The sequence below is a fragment of the Pedobacter sp. A2324 genome (assembly GCF_059693705.1).
On the sequence record NZ_JCASSK010000003.1, the window covers coordinates 443,788 to 464,984 of the forward strand.

At 40.4% G+C, this 21,197-nt stretch carries 14 protein-coding genes and 1 riboswitch; of the genes, 8 read left to right on the top strand and 6 right to left on the bottom strand.

All coding sequences use genetic code 11. From position 1 onward, the window contains the following. Nucleotides 1–104 precede the first annotated feature (104 nt). The 6 genes from mutL (at nucleotide 105) to AC570I_RS11265 (ending at nucleotide 8,283) form a co-directional block, all read left to right on the top strand. On the top strand, nucleotides 105–1,940 hold the full coding sequence (gene mutL / locus AC570I_RS11240; RefSeq protein ID WP_497405497.1) for a DNA mismatch repair endonuclease MutL: 1,836 nt from the start codon (nucleotides 105–107) through the stop codon (nucleotides 1,938–1,940). A 6-nt stretch (nucleotides 1,941–1,946) separates the two neighbouring features. Then, nucleotides 1,947–2,666, top strand: coding sequence for a rhomboid family intramembrane serine protease (locus tag AC570I_RS11245; RefSeq protein ID WP_497405498.1), 720 nt, complete (start codon nucleotides 1,947–1,949; stop codon nucleotides 2,664–2,666). Continuing rightward, on the top strand, nucleotides 2,659–3,513 hold the full coding sequence (locus AC570I_RS11250) for a rhomboid family intramembrane serine protease (RefSeq protein WP_497405499.1): 855 nt from the start codon (nucleotides 2,659–2,661) through the stop codon (nucleotides 3,511–3,513). Before AC570I_RS11245 ends, AC570I_RS11250 begins: the two co-directional genes overlap by 8 nt. Beyond that, the gene (locus tag AC570I_RS11255; protein WP_047798803.1) at nucleotides 3,513–4,622 is read left to right on the top strand and encodes an endonuclease/exonuclease/phosphatase family protein; all 1,110 of its coding nucleotides are present in this window, start codon (nucleotides 3,513–3,515) and stop codon (nucleotides 4,620–4,622) included. Before AC570I_RS11250 ends, AC570I_RS11255 begins: the two co-directional genes overlap by 1 nt. Before the next feature lie 124 nt (nucleotides 4,623–4,746). Next, on the top strand, nucleotides 4,747–5,379 hold the full coding sequence (locus tag AC570I_RS11260; RefSeq protein ID WP_497405500.1) for a nitroreductase family protein: 633 nt from the start codon (nucleotides 4,747–4,749) through the stop codon (nucleotides 5,377–5,379). A 180-nt stretch (nucleotides 5,380–5,559) separates the two neighbouring features. Next, complete coding sequence (locus AC570I_RS11265) at nucleotides 5,560–8,283, top strand: carboxypeptidase regulatory-like domain-containing protein (protein ID WP_497405501.1); 2,724 nt, start codon at nucleotides 5,560–5,562, stop codon at nucleotides 8,281–8,283. An 88-nt stretch (nucleotides 8,284–8,371) separates the two neighbouring features. Here AC570I_RS11265 and AC570I_RS11270 read toward each other — a convergent pair whose 3' ends face one another. From AC570I_RS11270 to AC570I_RS11295, 6 genes are all read right to left on the bottom strand, one after another. Beyond that, nucleotides 8,372–9,331: a 2-hydroxyacid dehydrogenase gene (locus AC570I_RS11270; RefSeq protein WP_497405502.1), complete on the bottom strand. Its 960-nt coding sequence runs from the start codon at nucleotides 9,329–9,331 to the stop codon at nucleotides 8,372–8,374. A 72-nt stretch (nucleotides 9,332–9,403) separates the two neighbouring features. Next, complete coding sequence (locus tag AC570I_RS11275; protein WP_497405503.1) at nucleotides 9,404–10,201, bottom strand: DUF4249 domain-containing protein; 798 nt, start codon at nucleotides 10,199–10,201, stop codon at nucleotides 9,404–9,406. A 3-nt stretch (nucleotides 10,202–10,204) separates the two neighbouring features. Further along, a complete protein-coding gene (locus tag AC570I_RS11280) occupies nucleotides 10,205–12,529 on the bottom strand; it encodes a TonB-dependent receptor (protein WP_497405504.1) in 2,325 nt (774 codons plus the stop codon). A gap of 134 nt (nucleotides 12,530–12,663) precedes the next feature. Then, complete coding sequence (locus tag AC570I_RS11285; RefSeq protein ID WP_497405505.1) at nucleotides 12,664–13,323, bottom strand: GDSL-type esterase/lipase family protein; 660 nt, start codon at nucleotides 13,321–13,323, stop codon at nucleotides 12,664–12,666. A 140-nt stretch (nucleotides 13,324–13,463) separates the two neighbouring features. Then, the gene (locus AC570I_RS11290) at nucleotides 13,464–14,897 is read right to left on the bottom strand and encodes a SusD/RagB family nutrient-binding outer membrane lipoprotein (RefSeq protein ID WP_497405506.1); all 1,434 of its coding nucleotides are present in this window, start codon (nucleotides 14,895–14,897) and stop codon (nucleotides 13,464–13,466) included. Between the two features lie 10 nt (nucleotides 14,898–14,907). Then, nucleotides 14,908–18,081 carry a SusC/RagA family TonB-linked outer membrane protein gene (locus AC570I_RS11295; protein WP_497405507.1) on the bottom strand — a complete coding sequence of 1,058 codons (3,174 nt, stop codon included), beginning with the start codon at nucleotides 18,079–18,081 and terminating at the stop codon, nucleotides 14,908–14,910. 352 nt (nucleotides 18,082–18,433) lie between these two features. Then, nucleotides 18,434–18,538, bottom strand: a riboswitch (SAM riboswitch). 133 nt (nucleotides 18,539–18,671) lie between these two features. On the opposite strand from AC570I_RS11295, the gene AC570I_RS11300 reads away from it, so the two are divergent. Beyond that, nucleotides 18,672–19,937 (top strand): peroxiredoxin family protein, encoded by a 1,266-nt coding sequence (locus tag AC570I_RS11300; protein ID WP_497405508.1) that lies wholly within the window; start codon nucleotides 18,672–18,674, stop codon nucleotides 19,935–19,937. A 115-nt stretch (nucleotides 19,938–20,052) separates the two neighbouring features. Beyond that, nucleotides 20,053–21,102 carry a glycoside hydrolase family 43 protein gene (locus tag AC570I_RS11305; RefSeq protein WP_497405509.1) on the top strand — a complete coding sequence of 350 codons (1,050 nt, stop codon included), beginning with the start codon at nucleotides 20,053–20,055 and terminating at the stop codon, nucleotides 21,100–21,102. Nucleotides 21,103–21,197 lie beyond the last annotated feature (95 nt).

Genomic DNA, 21,197 nt, shown 5'->3' on the forward strand with positions numbered 1-21,197 from the left:
TTTTAAAGATAGAAAAATGGCGTCATTTACATGTTGAGTTTTAAACAAATCCGAATCCTTACGCTTATTTTCCATAATTTAGCGAATTCACTTTGTCTTAATACATGACTGATATAATCCATTTATTGCCTGATGCTGTTGCCAATCAAATTGCTGCCGGAGAAGTTGTTCAACGACCTGCCTCTGCGGTAAAGGAGTTGCTCGAAAACTCCATTGATGCGGGCGCCGACAAAATTCAACTGGTGATAAAAGATGCTGGTAAAGCATTGATTCAGATCGTGGATAATGGGTGCGGAATGAGTGTTACGGATGCCAGGATGTGTTTTGAGCGCCATGCCACATCAAAGGTGAGAAAGGCTGAAGACTTATTTGCTATCCGTACTATGGGCTTCCGCGGCGAAGCTATGGCCTCTATTGCGGCTATTGCCCAGGTGGAAATGAAAACCCGCAGACATGAAGATGAAATCGGCACCTGTATCTCGGTCGAAGGTTCTGAAGTAACAGCACAGGAACCCGTGGCTACCCCTGCAGGGACCCAAATTGCGATAAAAAATCTGTTTTACAATACCCCTGCACGACGTAATTTTTTAAAGAGTAATCCTGTAGAAATGCGCCACATCATTGATGAATTTCAACGTGTAGCATTGGCACATCCCGCTATTTTCTTCAGTTTGCATCATGACGGAACAGAAATTTTTAATCTTCCAAAAGGAAACCTGAAGCAACGTGTGGTTCACCTTTTTGGGAACAATTACAATGAGCGTTTAGTGCCTGTTGAAGAAGAAACTACCATTATTAACCTTAAAGGTTACATTGGCAAGCCTGCTTTTGCCAAGAAAACCCGGGGAGAACAATTTTTCTTTGTTAATAACCGTTTTATCAAAGATTCTTATTTAAATCATGCAGTGAGCTCTGCCTTTGAAGATCTGTTGCCTGATGATAGTTTTCCATTATATGTGTTATTTATTGAGATTGATCCTTCTAAAATCGATGTCAATGTTCATCCTACCAAAACAGAAATCAAGTACCTTGATGAGAAATCAATCTATGCGATTCTGAAATCGGCAGTGAAACGTTCCATAGGAAGATATAACATTGCTCCTACATTAGATTTTGATCAGGAAACTGGTTTCAGCAATATGATTACTCAAAAAGCTGTTGAGGATATTGTACCACCAAGCATCAATTTCAATCCGGATTTCAATCCTTTTGCAAGCGACGTTACCTCTACTTCAGGTTACGCGTCTTCACCAAGAAATTATGATGCAAAGCCCAGTACTAAAAACTGGGGTTCGCTATACGAAGTAGTTGATCAGCCCATCGTAGAGCAAACTTCCTTTTATCAGGAAGAACCAATGCTGGAGACAAAACAGAAGCAGTATATGCAGTTGCATAACCGATACATTGTTTCCCAGATTAAATCGGGTTTGATGGTTATTGATCAGCAAATGGCACATGAACGCATCCTTTACGAACGTTTTCTCGTACATTTAGATGACCGGAAAGGGGCTTCACAACAAAGCTTGTTTCCACAAACGATCACACTAAACGCCAATGACTTCGAGCTGGCGAAAAGTTTGCTGGATGACATTAAAAGTTTAGGTTTTGATATAAGGGAATTCGGGAAAAACACGTTGGTTGTAGAGGGTGTTCCGGTAGATTTGGGCAGCAGTAATATTAATGAAACACAGCTCCTTGAACAATTAATTGAAGGTTTTAAAAACTCTCAGCAAGAATTGAAGTTAACTAAACGTGACAGTTTAGCCAGAACACTGGCAAAAAACAGTGCAATAAAAGCAGGAACGGCTTTAGGCCAGGAAGAAATGAATACCTTGATTGATGAGCTTTTTGCCTGTAAAACACCTAATTTTAGCGTGAGTGGAAAACCAATTATTCAAACCATTACTTTAACAGAGCTGGATAAAAAGTTTGAGAAATAAAAAGCAATGAATAACATATATATACCCCCGGTTGTCAAAAACCTCCTAATCATCAACATACTGTTTTTCGCAGCTACTTACCTGCTTCCACAACTGCACTTAGACGACCTGCTGGCTGTTTACTATTTCGATTCACCCAAGTTTGAAATCTGGCAGCCGATTAGTTACATGTTTATGCATGGAGGCCTGGCACACATATTTTTCAATATGTTCGCATTGTATAGCTTCGGAAGTATCCTGGAGCAACGTTGGGGCCCGAAGAAATTTTTAATCTTTTACTTCATCACCGGATTAGGGGCTTTGTTTTTACAGTGGGCAGTTCAGGCTTTTGAAGTTCATCAAATCGTCGGAAGTATTACTGCCAGCGGTAAACTAAATTTAAGTGATCTTTATAACGCTACAGACGCCTCTCCGGCGCAGGTTAAGACGCTTTTCGGTATATATTTTGGTGGGATGCTAGGTGCATCTGGAGCCATCTTCGGATTGCTTGTAGCCTTTGGCATGTTGTATCCGAATGCAGAACTTTTAATTATGTTCATCCCTATACCAGTTAAAGCAAAATACATTATACCCGTATATATATTAATCGAACTATCATTGGGGGTAGCAAGTATTGCCGGCGATTCAGTTGCACACTATGCCCACCTTGGAGGTGCTTTAATAGGTTTTATCCTGGTAAAAATCTGGAAAGATAAAAACGATACATTTTATACGCTTTATGAATAATACAGTTAGAGACTTAAAATTTAAGATTTTCCAATCTGGAAATCCACTGTTTTTTTATATCGGAATCAATGTGATTATTTTTTTAATCACGTCCATCATTGGCGTATTCATATTCTTAGGCCAGTCGGGCTTTAGCATGGATCAATTTATTAACCAGTACATAGGTTTGCCAGCCAGTATATCGCGCCTGCCTGAGCGTTTCTACACGGTGCTCACTTATATGTTTTTCCATGACGGGATTTTACATGTTTTGTTCAACATGTTGGGTTTATTCTGGTTCGGCAGTATTTTTATGAACTTCCTGAACAGCCGGCAGTTTCATTTCGTTTACCTTACCGGTGGTATATTCGGGGGACTTTTTGCTGTAGCAGTTTTAAATATTTTCCCTGTGTATTCGGGCGGATTAGCTATGGTGAGCATTGTTGGCGCATCGGCTGCAGTAAATGCCATCATTTTTGCAGCAGCAACACTTGTTCCGAATTATAGCCTCATGCTGCTTTTTCTGGGTGAGGTAAAAATTAAATGGATTGCACTGGTTTATTTTTTTCTTGATTTCCTGGCAGTGGGCTCCATAAATGCAGGTGGCAGCCTGGCCCATATCGGTGGCGCACTCCTGGGTTTCCTGTTTATCAAAAGTTTGCAAAGTGGTCGCGACTGGAGTAAAGTATTCGAAAAAAAACCTAAATTAAGGGTGGTGAAGAATGAAAAGCCTCCGGTAAAAAAACAAGACTTTAAAGGGGTTTCTCAACAGGAAATAGATTCTATTTTAGACAAAATATCAACTTCCGGGTACGATAAATTAACTGCATCAGAAAAAGAAAAGTTATTTAAAGCGAGTAAGGATTAATGGCGAAGACTAAAAAGTATAGTTTCCTGGATAAATTGATATTGCCTGTTGCTGTAGTGGTAGCAATATTTTTGCTACTGGGCACACTTGCAGGAAGTATGGACCCCAGAAAACATGCGATTATCGCTTTTTTCGGATTGGCTTACCCGTTTGTTTTAGTCATTAATATTATATTTATTGCCTGGTGGCTGATCAGCAAAAAATGGATATTCGCGCTGGTGACCATTGTGGTAATTGCCATAGGCTTTAAAACGCTAAAAGCTACGTTTGCCATTGGAGGAGATGAGGGAGGTGCTGAGAAACCAGAGAACAGTGTGAGGATGATGACCTACAACGTTCATAACTTTAAGCTTTACGGAGGCGATAACGATGAACAGGTTAAGGAGAAGATGCTTCAGGTAGTTAAAGACCAGAATCCCGATGTGGTTTGCTTTCAGGAGTTTTATACCCGATATAAAGGTAATTTCGATACCATTGACAGTTTAAAAGCCTTGCTGAACGCCAAATATTACTATTTTGTACCAACAAACAAAAACGATTACGAAGCGATCGGACTCGCCATATTTTCCCGCTACCCGATAAAGGATAAGGGAGAAATTCACTTCAATGAAGGATATCCCGGCAACATGTGCATTTATGCTGACTTAAATGTTAAAGGGAAAGCGTTAAGAATTTACAATGTTCACTTCCAGTCTATATCCTTCGAAAAACAGGATTATGAGTACCTGGATAAAGTAAAAAAAATGGATACTGAACTGCAACCCTCAAAACGCATTTTGAGGATGCTTAAAAGTGCATTTTTGAAACGAAGTAGCCAGGTAGACATGATGAAAAAGGAAATGGCTTCTTGTAAATTACCCTATTTAATTGCCGGTGATTTCAATGATACCCCCGCTTCTTATGTAGTAACACAGATCACTGACAGTCTTAATAACAGTTTTATTAAAAAGGGATCAGGCTTTGGCAAAACCTACAATGGCAAATTCCCTAATTTCCAGATTGATTACATAGCCACTTCAAAAGATATTGAAGTGTTAAATTACAAAATCACCGAAGCCAGGTTATCAGATCATTTCCCTGTTCGGAGTGATATTAAATTAAAACCTTAAACGCCAAATCTAAGCCAGTATTCTTTTAGATAGCAGCTTGCTTTCTTACCATACATCAACAATCTATATGATCTTTATCTTGATATTTGTCTCATTAAATTGATAAAAATAAATTAACTATATTATGAGTTTATTAGATGCCCTAAAATGGCGTTACGCCGTTAAAAAAATGAATGGTCAGCCTGTAGAGCAGGAGAAAGTCGATCAGATTATTCAGGCTGCTCTGCTTGCACCAACCTCTTCAGGCCTGCAGCCATTCAAAGTAATTGTAGTGACTAACCAGGAATTAAAAGAAAAAATTGCCCCTATTGCATACGGTCAGGCTCAGGTAATTGATTCTTCGCACCTACTGGTTTTTGCTGCTCAGGAAAACTATACTGAAGAAGGCATTGATGCTGTATTTAACAGAATGAATACGGAACGTGGTTTACCTTTAGATGCTACTGATGCTTACAAAACACAGTTGAAAGGAATGATCTTATCCAGATCTGCAGAAGAAAACTTCAATCATGCTGCCCGTCAGGCTTATATTGCTTTTGGGATTGCAATAGCTGAAGCGGCTTTATTGAAGGTAGATTCCACTCCAATGGAAGGTTTTAACGGCCCTGCGGTAGATGAGCTTTTAGGGCTTAATGATAAAGGATTGAAAAGCGTAACCCTATTGCCATTAGGCAACAGAGATGAGGCCGGAGACTGGTTGGTTAACCTTAAAAAGGTTCGCACGCCATTGAACGAGTTTGTTATCGAGTATAAATAACATAAATGTATTTTTAAGTAAGCATTGCAGGCTGCCATTTGGCAGCCTGTTTTGTTACAAACCTTTCTGTTTCACGCTTGATAAGCAGCAATATGTAAAAAAATGTTAAACATCAATTCGCTTTAGGTGCTGTATGTTTAATTGGATATATTTACACTCTTAGTAATAAATTTCCAATACATGAAGATTTTTAGAATAGCGTTTATATTTTCAATTTTATTTTCACTCCACTTTTCTTTGTTTGCCCAAACCGATACTATTGGAATCAATACCATTATCACCAAAACAAACAAAGTTTTAAATGATTATCCTGCTGAAAAAATATACCTGCATTTTGACAAACCTTACTACGCTGTTGCAGATACCGTTTGGTTTAAGGCTTATGTAACTGAAAATCAGAATTTCCTTTCTACGCTAAGTAAAATCATTTATGTTGATGTCATCAACCAAAGCGATTCACTTATTCAAACACTAAAACTTCCAATCACGGGTGGCTTTGCTTACGGCAGTTTCCCCTTAGATCAGATTAACTACAAACAGGGAAATTACCACATCAGGGCCTATACCATGTGGATGCTGAACAGTGATGAGCCTGCTTTTTTTAGTAAAACATTTTATGTTGGGGAAGCGATAGACAAGGAGGTGAAAACACATATTTCCTATAAAAATACTTCTACAGATAAACTGGAAAAAATAGATGCCCGGGTGCAGTTTAAAGACGCGAACAACAAGCCGTATGCAAACAGAAACGTAAGCTGGCAGGTGGTAACAACCTATACGGTTATCGCTAAAGGCAGGGGTACAACAGATGCCAATGGCTATCTGACCATCGCCATGAGTAATGCGCAGAAAGCCGAGTATCAATTAAAAAACGGACAACTGGTTACCGCGATTAACACGACCGATAAGGACGTTGCCAACAGTAGTTTCTCTCTGAGGAATGCAATTTTAAGTAAAGACTTCCAGTTTTTCCCTGAGGGTGGCAACCTGATAGCGGGCTTAACAACCAAGGTCGCCTTCAAGGCGGTAAAAAGTGATGGTTTGGGAATTGCATCCAAAGGGGTTGTAACCGATAGCGATGGTAAGCAGGTTGCTGTTTTTTCAGCGCAGCACCTGGGCATGGGTAGTTTTAACGTGTTGGCCGAAGCCGGAAAAACTTACAAAGCCACTGTGAATTATGCAGATGGAACTAGTGAAAGCTACAACCTGCCTGCTGTAACCGCTGCCGGAATAACGCTTAATATCGATAACACTTCTGCAGATAACATTGCGATTAAGATTCTGTCGAACGATCCTTTTTTTAATGATAATCAGGGAAAAAAATTCTACATCATTGCACAAAGCAAAGGCGTGATTTGTTATGGTGCACAAACTGCACTATCTAATAAAGAGTATAATACCACTGTTCTAAAATCAAAATTCCCTACTGGTATCGCCCAGCTCACCCTTTTTAATGAGTCGGGTAAACCACTAAGCGAGCGTCTGGTTTTTGTTCAGCACAAAAACAATATGGCTGTAGCTGTTTCCAGCCCGGTAACTACATACGGTGTAAAAAAGAAAGTTAAGATAAACATGGCCGCAAAAAAAGACGGTGCGCCTGTGGAGGGAAGTTTCTCGGTATCTGTAGTGGATGAAACCAAGGTACCCTCAAGTGAAGATGCTACCAGTACCATCCTGACTGGATTATTATTAAGCAGCGATGTGAAGGGCTACATAGAAAAAGCGAACTATTACTTTAATGCACCTGATGCGAAGAAAAATGCAGACCTGGATGTATTGTTACTGACGCAGGGATATAGAAGCTTTAAATATTCAGATATCATTGCCAACCAGCTTCCAAAGATCCAGTTCTTACCTGAGCAGGGTATAGAACTTTCGGGGATTTTAAGGATGAACAACGGTATTCCGGTGAGGAAAGGAGCGCTATTATTAAGCATTCCTGACAAACGCTTTAACCTTGAAGGGACTACAGATCCGGTGGGTAATTTCAGGTTTAAAAATTTGGTTTTCAATGATTCATCAAAAGTTACTATTACAGCAAAGTACAATCCGCTCTATAAGAACATGACCTTACAGATGAACGGATCGCCGGTACCAAGTTTGACCAGAAATTTCAGTGCTGCAGAAGAAGTTTTGAATATTGATAGCGCACTAACGACTTACCTGGACAATAGCAAACGTCAGTATGCCTATTTACATACCCTGAAAGACATTACCGTTAAAGCGGCTATTATTCCAAAGGTTAGCCACAAGGACTATCCAGCTTTAACAGGCTTAAGTCAGATGGCTGACCACGAGATTACAGGCGACAGGTTAAAAGGATGCGGCATGCTAATCAATTGTTTACAGGGAATGCTTGCCGGGGTAACCTATGCTGACGGTAACTTTTACGTAAGCAGGGATTATAATTCGGGAAACAGAACGCCAATGGGTATTTTCATTAACGGGATGAATGTTGATGTGAACCAGATCAATACAATTGATGTTAACCAGCTTGAATCGGTAGAAATCTTTTTAAGAGATGAACTTGGCCTGGTAAACAGAGCTAATAACGTGAACGGTGTACTGGTATTTAACCAGAAAAAAGCACCTAAGGGACAGAAAATATCCAAAGCACAATTGATGGATATGTTACCTAAATATTATGAACTAACTTTCTCTCCACAAGGTTATGATAAGGAAAAACAATTCTACTCTCCAAAATACGAAGCACCTGCGAGCATGAACCGCAGTGATTTGCGTACTACCATTTACTGGAATCCGAAAGTGGTAACAGATGCTGCCGGAAATGCTTCATTTGAATTCTACAATGCAGATGGCCGCGGACAATACAAAGTTACGGTTGAAGGTATTGATGCAAATGGTAATCTGGGAAGATCGATCTTCAGATACACAGTAAAATAAGAGGAAAATATAGAAAGCAAAAAAGCTGACCGGTTGGAACTGGTCAGCTTTTTTGTTTTAATATCAACAAAAAATTCAGGAATGGATATTAATCAACGGGATAGGGTAAATCTTCCCCCTTTAACCCTGCAATAATATTTTCACCAATTAACCTCGACATTGCTGCACGTGTTTCTTCTGTAGCGGAGCCAATGTGCGGGAGAACAGCAACGCTTTCCATACTCAGCAAAGGATTATTATTTTCCATAGGTTCAGGATTCGTTACGTCTAACCCAGCTCCCCAAATCAGTTTATCTTTTAAAGCCTGTATCAAATCATCCTCATTGTGAATGCCTCCCCGCGCGGTATTGATAAAAATAGCATTGGGCTTCATTTGTTTGAAAACATCAATGGTAAACTTACCTTTTGTTTCGCTGGTTAACGCTGTATGAACAGACAGTACATCGCTTTGTGCCAGTAACTCTTCAAAAGAAACATAGGTGGCATTTAATTCCTGCTCAGCAGCTTCATTTCTTGATCTGTTATGGTAAATCACTTTCATCCCATAGGCAGCAGCACATTTTTTGGCCAGCTCAATACCAATTTTCCCCATACCAAAAACACCAAGAGTTTTGCCGGTCACTTCTATTCCAAGCTCAGGTGTCGGCTCATAGTTTTTCCATTCGCCGTTGATGATTTTTTTGTGGAGATAAAAGGCTTTGCGGGATACGGCCAGCATCAACAGAAAAGCGGTATCTGCGGTAGCGGCACTGAGCACCCCGGGAGTATTCCCGATTTTTATACCCAGCTTTTTAGCTTCTGCAACATCCACCTGATCGAAGCCTACGGAATGTAGTGCAATTACTTTCAGGTGCTTGCAGGCATTTAAAAACGCAGCATTGATTTTATTGGGACCAACACTGATGAGCGCATCCTGATCTTTACAGGCCTCTATCAGTTCTTCAGCACTAATTTGCCGTTCCTCTTTCCATTGTGTAAAAGAGATGTTATTTTCTTCCAGTGCCTGCAGTGCATCTGAAGCGATATTACCACTTATAAATACATTCATGTTTTATTAACCGGAAAGCCTGAATTCTGTTTTTTAAGACCATGAATTTATCGCCTTATTTCTTTGATATGACTATTTTACTGTCGCCGTAATCTTCTGATAAGTATTGGCGCTGAAATAGCCCAATGCATCGTTTGATATATTCGAAGTTGGATTGGCCGGTGTTGTGCCCTGATTCGGCCCCCTGCCCGATTGTGAACTCAGTGCATACCAATAGTCAAATACATTGGAATCAATGCCTTCCATTTCTACGGCCACTTTATCGCCACTTAACAGGTCTTCATCTTCATCATCCTCTGCATTAAAATACAACTGAATCCGCAATTTATTACCATTGGTAAGCCTGTCGTTGCTCACATATATACGATTGGAATTAATGCCGTTTCTATTGAGTGTAAAGCGGTAGAAATTATTTTCATTAGCCGGATCTGCCAGATATGCGGCAGTTGTTTTTCGTTCATTTCCAAAAAATGTATTGCTGATAATACCAATCGAGTCCATCCTGACTAAGTTTGGCATTTTCGAGCTTGCCGTATAGGTTTTACCTTCAGCAACAACATTCATGGTGTAAGTGACACCATAAACACCCCGCATCCTGTTGGTATATACACCTGCAGCGGTTTCCCTGAATACGTAGTTGTTTCCCCGGCTATCTGAAACGCTCACCGTTGCCCCTGATACTGTTGGATAAATACTTGCATCAGTATAGCCTACTGTTTTAGTGATCCTGATTTGCTGGTCAATCAGCCTGTCATTAATTTTAGCTTCAATTACAATCTGCGGAGGAGCGTTTTCGGTATCGATGCTTATTATCTTCTTACAAGAAGAAAAGCAGACTACCATGCATAAGATAAATATAAGTTGTTTCATGGCTTAAAATTTAAAATTCCAGGTTACCGAGGGGATCATTCCAAACAATGATGTTTGTTCGGCGACAGTTTTAGACGGGTTGGCCGGATCATTAATAAACTCAATCGAATAAGGGTTTTTCCGTGCAAGGGCATTATAAACGCCAAATGTCCAGCTCGATTGATATTTCCCTTTATTTTTACCCTCTAAAGTTGCACTTAAATCCAGACGCATGATATAAGGCATTCTGCCCGCATTACGCTGGGTATAATAATACATGGTTTGACCGCTAATGGTATATTTTCCTGCCGGAAAGGTAACCGCGTTGCCGGTACTGTAAATGAAACTCGAAGAGAAAGTCCACCTTTTATTCATGTTGTAGATACCAACCACTGAAACATCATGCGTACGATCTTGCCTCGACGGAAAATAATTCCCATTGTTTAGCTCGGCAAACTTGCGTTCGGTTCTGGATAAGGTATAACCAATCCAGCCATTGAGCTTGCCGGTTTTCTTTTTAAAAAACAATTCCAAGCCATATGCCCTTCCCACACCGTAAAGCAATTCAGACTCTACATTACTGTTGGCCAGTAACTGGGCTGCGTTTTTATAATCGATCTGATTTTGCAACCACTTGTAGTAAATCTCTCCGGAAAACTCATAATTGTTCTCTTCCAGGTTTTTGAAGTAACCCAGGGCTACCTGGTCTGCAATTTCTGGCTTGATATTATTGCTGCTTAATACATATTGATCGGTTGGTGAACTCGATGTTGCGTTGGTCAAAATATGGATATTTTGTGTATTCCGGTTATAAGATGCCTTTACCGAATTTTGCTCATTAAATAAATAACTTACCGAAAAACGCGGTTCAAGATTAAGGTAATTTTTGTAGAACTTACCGCTGGCGATATTTCGAGTGGATATAACATTGCCTGATGCATCATATGTACTAAAATTCCCTGGTCCCATGAGGGAAAAGGCTGCCAGGCGAATTCCATAGAGCAGGTTTAGCTTTTCTGTAACCGCCCATTCATCAGAAACATACGCTGCAGATTCCAGTCCATACCTTTTCTCCTGCGTAAGCGGATTAACCTGCGATTCCTGCGAAGTAGTAATATCAATGGGCGATATGCGATGCTGGGTTAAATTGAGGCCGAACCTCAATGTGTGTTTATTGCTGAAGTATTGAAAGTCTTCTTTTAAATTGAAATCGCGTACCAGAGAAGTTGCTTTAAAGTTAGTCGCATCATTAAGCAGCTGAACGGTATAGTTGTAGTTGTTGTAAATTAAAGAAGTATTGGAAAACAATCGACTATTAAAAATATGGTTTAACCTGAAAGTAGTGGTTACATTTCCCCAGTTATTCTCAAAAAGATCTTTTACGCCGATGTTATCTTTCCCAAAATAGCCGGAAATATAAATCGTGTTTTTGTCGTCGATTTTATAATTTGCTTTCGCATTGATGTCGTAAAAATTCAATGTACTTCCATTGATGGAAGAATCCGGCGAAGCCCGCAGGAAAAGATCGATATAGGTACGCCTGAAACTCACCATAAAAGAACCTTTGTCTTTTACAATCGGTCCTTCGGCTTTTAAACGTGATGCAATTAAGCCTATTCCACCCTGAAACTTAAATTCCTTATTGTTTCCATCGTCCATTTTAACATCTAAAACGGAAGACAAACGGCCGCCATATTGAGCAGGCATTCCCCCTTTATATAAACTTACATCCTTGATGGCATCTGCATTGAAAGTTGAAAAGAAGCCCAAAAGGTGAGAAGAATTATAAACTACCGCTTCGTCCAGCAAAATAAGATTCTGATCTGCTGCACCACCGCGTACATAGAATCCGGTATTGCCTTCTCCTCCGGATTTAACACCTGGAAGCAACTGAATGGTTTTGAGCACATCTTTTTCACCCAATAACACCGGAATGCTATTCAAAGACTGCATGTCGATTTTCTCCAGTCCCATTTGTGCACTCTTTACATTTTCGTTTCTGCGGTTATTGGCACTAACGGTTACTTCAGCTAAATCATTGGCTGCTTTTAGCTCTTCATTTATCTTCAGGTTTTTAGTCAGGACAATCGTTTTAACCTGGTTTGCGTAACCGGTATAGCTAATGGTAAGGGTGTAGGTTCCTTCGGCTTGAGTAAGTGCAAAGTAGCCATATGCATTGGTAAGGGTTGCAGCTGAGGATGACCCTGTTAGGCGTACAGTTGCGCCGATGAGGGTTTCCCCGGAGCTGGCATCACGAATGGTTCCACTAAGGGTAAATTTGTTTTGGGCAAAAACAGAAATGTTGAGGGCAAAAAGGAAAATTATGGCTAAGCTGTATCTGATGGGCATACTTATCTATCTTATTTTGAAGATGGAAGCCAAATGTACAAAAACAAGCTTAGCTTTATCTGAGTTTAGCAGATAAATATCGGGCAGGAGAACAAATGCATAATTGCATTACGGTCTACACAATACGTATGGCTTTACTTCATCAGGTATTTCTCTATTGCCTTTTTCCAGATAGCATATCCTTGTGCATTCATGTGTAACATATCATCAAGGAATAATTCTCTTCTCATTTCGCCGGTTTTAGATAACATTAACGGATAAATGTTTACAAAAGTGGTATTGGTTTCCTTTGCGAAAAACTTCTGGAGAAGGGCATTTGAAGCTTCAGCCTTTGCTTTAAACTTTTCCCTGCTGGGGCTGGGTTTAATAGAAATGTATACGATTGGAGTAGCTGGTAATTTGGCCCGGATGGCCTGATATAACCGGACTGTTCGGTTTAAGACGGTATCGGGAGTAACTGTATCATTTGGAAGGTCGTTTTCGCCTACATACAGCACAATTTGTTTCGGTTGATATGGAAATACCACATCGTTTAAGTAGTAGGTGATATCATTAATGACTGCACCACCGATTCCCCTGTTTAAGGCATTGTATGCGGCGAAAGTCTGCGTGAGATCATCCCATTTTCTAATCGATGAGCTTCCGACAAACAATACCGGATGAGCGGGTGCTTTATACATCATATCATATTTCTTAATCACTTGTACATCATCCCAAAAAGGTGCTTTCTTTTGTGCAAAAGTGCTCAGCACCAAAAATTGAAATATGATAAGGGTAAGAACTGATTTCTTCATGGCTCGTATTAAAATTGATAAATGGCCTGCAAGTTACCATTATCTCCATTTTTACCCTCAACCAAACGAATTTATTACAAGCTCCGTTTTAAATTAAACAGGGCAGACATGTTCCTAACACCGCCCTGTTTTAAATAAAGTTAGTATTGGTCAAACCACAACTTAGTAGTCAATAGATCTGGACCCTGATTGGCCACGGCACTTTTATAGCTTTGCCCGTTTAAGGATTGTTCGGTACCGGGATAGATAAAACGCACTGGAATTTGTCCGTTTAACACCGTATTAACTGATGCCGTTAACTGGGGATAATCCAATCTGCGTCTTTCTGCCCAGGCTTCTAAACCCTGCCCGAAAAGTGCAAGCCATTTTTGTTCACCAATCGACTTCTTGTAATTGCCTGCATCGTATTGAACAGCACTTTGGCCCGCGTAAGCTGTAGCTGCAGCATCACTGATACCGAATTGTTTGAGTGAAGCGATCACTGCCTGTTTGTATAAATCAGCAGCATTCTCTGTGGTCAATCCTCTTGCAGCAGCCTCTGCCCTATCGAACAGCAACTCAGCGTAGCTAAAAAATACAGCCGGAGATTGAGGTGCGAGAAAATAAGTACCTGGTTTTGATGTTTTGGCAAAACCCAGGTTACTGGCTTCCGAATTGGTCAGGCCATTAGGCAAACCGATGTATTCTTCGGGTGTTGCAGTTTGTGTTTTGCTGGCATAAACAGGCAAACGCGGATCGTTGAGACTGAAAAGCTTATCCACTATCGTTTTACTGATTCTATAATCATCTCTGGTATCGAACTGTGCACTCACCGGATTTTGCTGAGGCGAAATGGAGTATATCAGCTGTGCAATTTCACTGTTGTCGGCAATAAACAAATCGCCATCAGCTTTTATTTCGTCAAGAACTTGTTTTGCTTTTGCCGGCTCTTTGTCGACAATACGCAATGCTATCCTCAATCGCAATGAATTGGCAAGCTTTTTCCATTTATTGATGTCGCCGCTGTATATAATATCGCCGGCAATGCTCTTGCCCGAAGGATCAAGGGCATTTTTTGCTGATTTCAAATCATCAAGCAAACCGTAGTAAACGTCTTTTTGCTTGTCGTATGCAGGGGTAATAAACTGGCTAAGTTTTCCCGCCTGGGTGTATGGGATATCTCCATAAGCATCAGTAAGCAAGAGGAATGACCAGGATCTTAAAGTCAAGGCTACACCCCTGTAATTGGAATTACCTGTTGTATTTCCTATTTCTATGATTTTATTTAAACTGGTGATGGTTGTTGCATACAATGTTGACCACAGGGAAGTGAAGCTGCTGTTAGAATAAATGAAGCGATCTTCTTCTGTGTACTGGACCTTGGCCCACTGCTGCACAAACAGCAGACTGGAATTCATGTTATTTGTTGTTCCCCAATAAGCGTCAGCGCCATTTTTTATTGCTCCGGTAAGCAGATAATCGGGTTGAGCGTTTTCTGTGGTATTGGGGTTTGTATTCACATCATCGAGCTCTTTATTGCACGAAGAAAATGAAATTGCTGTTAAAGCCAGTATATATAGGATATTCTTTTTCATAACAGGGTAATTAAAATTTAATGTTTAGGTTGATACCGTAAGTACGGGTTGTTGGGTTAGATAAACTTTCCAAACCTTGTCCGTTACCCGTATTGAATGCCACCTCCGGATCGATATCCGTTACATTTCGGTGCAGTATAGCCAGGTTTCTTCCAACTAAAGCGACAGATACACCTTGCAGGCTCAATGGACGAAGCCATTTCGCAGGCAGGTTATAGGTAAGTTTAATTTCACGAAGCTTTACGTATGATGCGTCGAAAATATTGGCTTCATCAATGGTTCTAAACGATTTGTAATAAGTTTGGGCAGGAAGTATTTTTTCATTTTTCTTTCCGTCAGCAGTAACACCATCGAAGATGATTCCATCATCGTAAACCGTTACACCTGCAGGTGCAGCAGTGCCTGCTGCCAGCCTAACAGTTCCATTGGCTTTAAGGTTGCCGGGATAGTAATATGAAATCCCGCCAAATTCTGCTGCCCTACCTGGCAAAGTAGAAGCAAGTACACCAGTGTACGTTCCGGTTGCATAGGTACCGTTATAAATTGATCCACCAAAACTGGCATCAATTAATACGCCCAAACTAAAGCCCTTATAGCTGAAGGTATTCGAAATTCCCCCTATCCAGTCAGGAGTGTACTTACCTAAAACCTTTTTAGTTGGATCGGTTTGCGGTGCGCCCGTGGCATTTACTACGATATTGCCATTTCCATCTCTCAGGAAAGCATTACCAAACAGTGCACCATACGGCTGACCTACCGCAGCAATAACCTGAGCAGAGTTTGTTGCCACAACATAGGTTTGCAACAATCCGCTTTGATCAAGTTCAATGACCTTACTTCTGTTCGCAGCGTAATTTACATCAATATCCCAGGTAAAAGCTTTCTTCACTGGCGTTACCCCCAGCTGCACTTCAATCCCTTTGTTATTGATCTTCCCTGCATTAAGTAATTTAGATCTGAAACCGGTACTCGCACTTACATCTACGCTTAAAATCTGGTTGAAACTGTTACTATTATATACGCCTAAATCAAAGCGCAGGCGTTTGTTGAATAATACCGCCTCTAAGCCAAGCTCTGATGAAGAAGTAGTTTCTGGCTTTAAATCCGGGTTCAAATCTGTTGCTGATGGAATGAGTTGAGGACTTGTACCGAAAGGAGCCCCAAAAGTATACGTATTTATTAGTAGGTATGGCGAAGCATCTTTACCCACTTTAGACCATCCCCCGCGGATTTTGGCGTAGTCTAATAAGTCACTTTTAATATCAAAAGCTTCAGTGAGCAATAAACTTCCGTTGAATGAAGGATAAAAGTAAGACCTGTTTTGTGTCGGAAGCGTAGACGACCAGTCATTTCTTGCAGTTGCATTTACAAACAGGTAATTTCTGAATGCAACCTGGGCAGATCCGTAAATGCCATAGGTTTTAAAATCTGTATAACTGTTTGAAGAAGTTAGGGGATCACGAGAATTAGAAAGGGTGTATAAACCAGCTACCGCCAGCCTGGGCGCACTCTGATCATTCTGTTCGGTAAATCTCGACCGAATATTGGTACCTACGAGGGTTTCAATGCTGAAATCATCATTAAGTTTTTTATCATAACTAAGGGTAGCATCCGTATTGCTTTCACTAACCGTGTATGCGCTTTCTGTATAAGATCCGAAAGGTGTACCATTTGTACCGTAAGCGATTTTGACTTTACGGCGATCGTTATAATAATCTGTTCCTGACCGGAAGTTAAAATTCAAACCATCTATAATGGCATATTTTAAGCCCACACTTCCGATAATTCTATTTCTACGTTGTGATACGGTATTTTCGTAGGCAACCCAATACGGATTACTATAATAGCTGTTGTTCCAGTTGAATGTATTTCCATTTTCATCCAGGTAATTTTTCAGGCGGTTGATATCAACCTGCCTGCCGAACCAGGTAAACTGCAACATGGTACTGGTTGATCGTGAGCCGCCGGTTCCAGGCAAATTATCTGCATTCAACATATTGTAGTTTACATTTCCGGTAAGGCTAAGTTTAGGTGTGATATTTAGGGTAGTATTTAACGTAAGTGAGTTTTTGCCTTGTCCTGAATTCGGGATTACACCAACCTGCTTCAGGTTATTGTAAGACAGGCGATAGTTAAATTTCTCACTTGCATCTTCTACAGCAATACCATTTGAAAGCGAATAACCGGTTTCAAAGAAATCGCGAACATTGTCTGGATGCGCTTCGAAGGGTACGGCTACCCCCTTAGAGAAAAACTGAGGAATCAGCCGGCCATCCATTCTAGGTCCCCAACTCTCATCTACTCCATCATTAATCCCTGCACCTTTACCATCAACATAACTGAACCTACCCTCAGACCCTTGTCCGAAAACATCCTGATACTTAGGTAAGGTTAATAAGGTTTCGATTACTGCATTTGAATTGAAGGTAACACCCAATCCTTTTTTCGATTTTCCGGTTTTTGTTTTAATGATAATCACTCCCGCCGCAGCCCGCGAGCCGTATAGTGCCGCAGCATTGGGGCCCTTTAACACACTGATCGACTCAATATCATTTGAGTTGATATCAGAAATGGTATTGGCATAATCCCTCGCGCCGGCACCGCTTAACTGTGAATTATCCACCGGAATGCCATCAACTACAAACAATGGCTGGTTATTTCCGGAGATGGATGTTTCCCCACGGATAACTACTCTGGAAGAACCCATATCACCCTGGCTATTCGTGATCCTGACCCCTGCTACTTTTCCGGCCAGCGCATTTACGAGATTACTTTCCCGGGCTTCAGTAAGGCTCTGTCCCTTTAGCTCCTGAACGGCATAACCCAGAGATTTTTTTTCACGCGAAATACCCAGGGCAGTGACCACTACCTCATCCAGCGCGTTACTGCTTTCAGTTAAAATAATTGCTAAATTTTTTGTGTTTTCTGTGATCTCAACCTCTTTGGTATCAAATCCAATGTAAGAGATTAACAATATACTTTTCGGATTTGCAGAAATGGTAAATGATCCGTTGTTATTGGTCGTAGCCGCTTCTTTGGCTCCTTTTACCACAACTGATACCCCAGGCAATGTTTGACCTGATGCACTTTTTACAATACCCGAAACCGTGATATTTTGTGCACGGGAGATCTGTGAAAGCAGTAGCAAAAAAAGTATTGCAGACAGCTTAATTTTCTTGAACATAAATAAGATATGATTAATGATTAGTTTAAAAATTGTCAAAATCCGGGCAAAGCCATTCCACTTCGCTTTTGGGCGAATTTTAACACAATAATAAATGACATTTAATTTGAGACAGGAAACGCTGATTACGTTTCTTTTTTAGCGTCTCAGCAACCGCTGCTACACATTCGCGATAGCTTTAGGTATTTTTTAAAGTGGGTAATTTGATAGGGTGCCTGCTCGTTAGTTTTTTTCATCGTTTCTTTTTTATTGTGATTTAATACCGCTCAACATTGCAATACTGCCAAATGAAAAAGCACTTCCTTAAATCAGAAGTGCTACAATATATTATCATACATATTTGCAATCAACTGACTTAACTACCCCAAAAACTTTGGGATGGAATTAGCACCTTTTCCAGCTACGGCGGGTTGCTAAGGTTTCACGGGGCCATTCCCTCCACCTTTCTTGATAAGTATTTTAAAATAACTGGCGCAAAGATAGTACAATAATTGAATAGACTATAAAATCCCTAGAATTTATTTAAAAAATTTCTTCTTAGCTCTTGAGATCGTTACCTTTGCCCTGAATCCTTAGATTCACCCACGATTATGAATATTAAAACTGTTGCATTTCTATCCTTATCTCTTTTATCCTCAGCAAGCCTTATAAAGGCACAAACCAGTATAAAAAAGGATGCTAAAAGTGTAAAATCAAATACTTTTTCATTACCAGGCAAATGGAGGGGCGTTTTTAAGATTAAGCCTGATGTAGAGGTACCCTTTAATTTTGAGATCAGTTCAAAAAATGGCGGCCCTGCACATCTCGTATTTTTAAATGCCGACGAGCATTTCGAAGGAGGTGTTGTAACACAGACCGGAGATTCTGTTTTGGTTAAATTAAACCAGTTTGATAACGAATTTGCGTTAAAACTGGAAGGTGATTCGTTGATCGGAGTGTTGAGAAAACAAGATCGTACAGGGAAACCGACGGTCTTAGCGGCCAGGAAGGGTGAAAACTATCGTTTTAAAACAGACGGAAAACCTGCCTCGGGTGATTTTTCCGGAACTTACGATGTGACATTTAAATCGCCAAATGGAGATCCTGAAAAGGTTGTAGGCCTGTTTAAACAACAAGGCAATAAACTTACCGGGACATTTCTACGTATCACAGGCGATTCGCGTTACCTGGAGGGTGTTGTGGATGGCGACAAATTTTATTTATCCAGCTTTATCGGATCGGGACCCTCATTTTACAAAGGTACTTTTACAAAGGAGGGCAGCATCAATGGGGAGATTGTTACGGCACGTGGCAACGTACCCTTTGACGGTATAAAAAATGAAAATGCGGCTTTACCGGATGCAACTAAACTGACATTTTTGAAAGATGGTTACAAAACCCTTAATTTCTCTTTGCCTGATGTGAATGGAAAAAAAATATCGCTTAATGATGAAAAGTTCAAGAATAAAGTTGTGATTTTGACCATAACAGGTACCTGGTGCCCCAACTGTGTTGACGAGGCAACTTTCCTGGCACCCTGGTATAAAGAAAACCGTAAACGTGGTGTCGAAATTATAGGCATTCACTATGAGAGACAACTCGATTCGGCATATGTCCGTACAGCTTTAAGCCGGTTTCGTGAAAAGTTTGGAATTGAATATGATCAGGTTATCGCGGGGAAACCGGATAAACAACTTGTTGCAGAATCATTGCCCGCCTTAAAGAACTTTTTATCATTTCCAACTACCATTATCATTAATAAAAAAGGTGAGGTTGCTCAGATCCATACCGGATACAGTGGCCCGGCTACCGGAAAGTACTATACCGAATTTGTAAAGGAATTTAACGGGGAAATAGATGCCTTATTAAAACAATAGCCTGCATTAAAGTTCCCGTCTGTAAAGGTTAACATAAAATATTCCTGACCAATAATCGTTGAATTGACGATTATTGGTTATTTTGGACTTCAATTTCTAACCAACATAGAACCAAATGAAGTTTCAGTATAAATTAATATTTATCTCCTCCTTGATGATTTTCTTTTTCGCCATGGCAAAGGCACAGAAAAAGCAAAAGATTCCTACAGAAAAAGATATGTCAGCCTATCTGATGGTCTATTTCAAGGACGATACGCATGGCCTTTACATGGCACTAAGTAAAGACGGTTATAGTTTTACCGATATTAACCAGGCGAAGCCTATTATTGCCGGAGATACCATTGCCGAGCAAAAGGGCATACGCGATCCCTACATCTGCCGCGGACCGGATGGCATGTTTTATCTGGCTCTAACCGACCTTCACATATATGCTCAAAAGCAAGGCTACAGAAGTACCGAATGGGAACGTGATGGAAAGAAATACGGCTGGGGAAATAACCGTGGCTTGGTTTTAATGAAGTCAAAAGACCTCATTCATTGGACTCATCAGGTTCTAAGAGTAGACCAGGCCTTTCCTGAACTTGCTGATATTGGCTGCGCATGGGCGCCTGAGCTTATTTATGATGAAGCTCAGAAAAAAATGATGATTTACTTCACCATGCGTTTTGGCAACGGAAAAGATAAAGTGTACTATTCTTACATGAATAAGGATTTTAAAGGTTTGGATACTCCACCTAAATTGTTGTTCAGCTATCCGAAAGATGTCTCTTACATCGATGCCGACATTACCAAAGTTGGCAATAAGTATCATATGTTTTATGTTCCTCATGATGGAACTTCAGGGGTGAAACAGGCCGTTTCCAGCACAATCAATTCGGGTTATCAATATGACGATAAATGGTACGATCCGGAGGACAAAGGCTGCGAAGCACCTACGGTGTATAAAATTATCGGTCAGCAAAAATGGTTGCTGATTTACGACATTTACCGGATTAACCCTCACAATTTTGGCTTCAGCGAAACAGCTGATTTTGTTAACTTCAAAAATCTGGGTCGTTTTAACGAAGGAGTAATGAGGTCTACAAATTTCCCCTCGCCAAAGCATGGAGCAGTAATCCATTTAACTAAAAAAGAGGCTGAAAAACTTGCGGATTACTGGAAATAAGGGTATTAATTCAGGCTTTGATTATCTTCCACCTGAATGATGTTATTTCTCCGTAAGCTTTTTGCCTATTCCTTCCATTATCATTTAACCCTCAG

What these genes read in the sequence shown, in the direction of transcription:
- mutL (WP_497405497.1), top strand. Translation starts at nt 105, where the DNA reads ATGACTGATATAATCCATTTATTGCCTGATGCTGTTGCCAATCAAATT.
- AC570I_RS11245 (WP_497405498.1), top strand. Translation starts at nt 1,947, where the DNA reads ATGAATAACATATATATACCCCCGGTTGTCAAAAACCTCCTAATCATC.
- AC570I_RS11250 (WP_497405499.1), top strand. Translation starts at nt 2,659, where the DNA reads ATGAATAATACAGTTAGAGACTTAAAATTTAAGATTTTCCAATCTGGA.
- AC570I_RS11255 (WP_047798803.1), top strand. Translation starts at nt 3,513, where the DNA reads ATGGCGAAGACTAAAAAGTATAGTTTCCTGGATAAATTGATATTGCCT.
- AC570I_RS11260 (WP_497405500.1), top strand. Translation starts at nt 4,747, where the DNA reads ATGAGTTTATTAGATGCCCTAAAATGGCGTTACGCCGTTAAAAAAATG.
- AC570I_RS11265 (WP_497405501.1), top strand. Translation starts at nt 5,560, where the DNA reads ATGAAGATTTTTAGAATAGCGTTTATATTTTCAATTTTATTTTCACTC.
- AC570I_RS11270 (WP_497405502.1), bottom strand. Translation starts at nt 9,331, where the DNA reads ATGAATGTATTTATAAGTGGTAATATCGCTTCAGATGCACTGCAGGCA.
- AC570I_RS11275 (WP_497405503.1), bottom strand. Translation starts at nt 10,201, where the DNA reads ATGAAACAACTTATATTTATCTTATGCATGGTAGTCTGCTTTTCTTCT.
- AC570I_RS11280 (WP_497405504.1), bottom strand. Translation starts at nt 12,529, where the DNA reads ATGCCCATCAGATACAGCTTAGCCATAATTTTCCTTTTTGCCCTCAAC.
- AC570I_RS11285 (WP_497405505.1), bottom strand. Translation starts at nt 13,323, where the DNA reads ATGAAGAAATCAGTTCTTACCCTTATCATATTTCAATTTTTGGTGCTG.
- AC570I_RS11290 (WP_497405506.1), bottom strand. Translation starts at nt 14,897, where the DNA reads ATGAAAAAGAATATCCTATATATACTGGCTTTAACAGCAATTTCATTT.
- AC570I_RS11295 (WP_497405507.1), bottom strand. Translation starts at nt 18,081, where the DNA reads ATGTTCAAGAAAATTAAGCTGTCTGCAATACTTTTTTTGCTACTGCTT.
- AC570I_RS11300 (WP_497405508.1), top strand. Translation starts at nt 18,672, where the DNA reads ATGAATATTAAAACTGTTGCATTTCTATCCTTATCTCTTTTATCCTCA.
- AC570I_RS11305 (WP_497405509.1), top strand. Translation starts at nt 20,053, where the DNA reads ATGAAGTTTCAGTATAAATTAATATTTATCTCCTCCTTGATGATTTTC.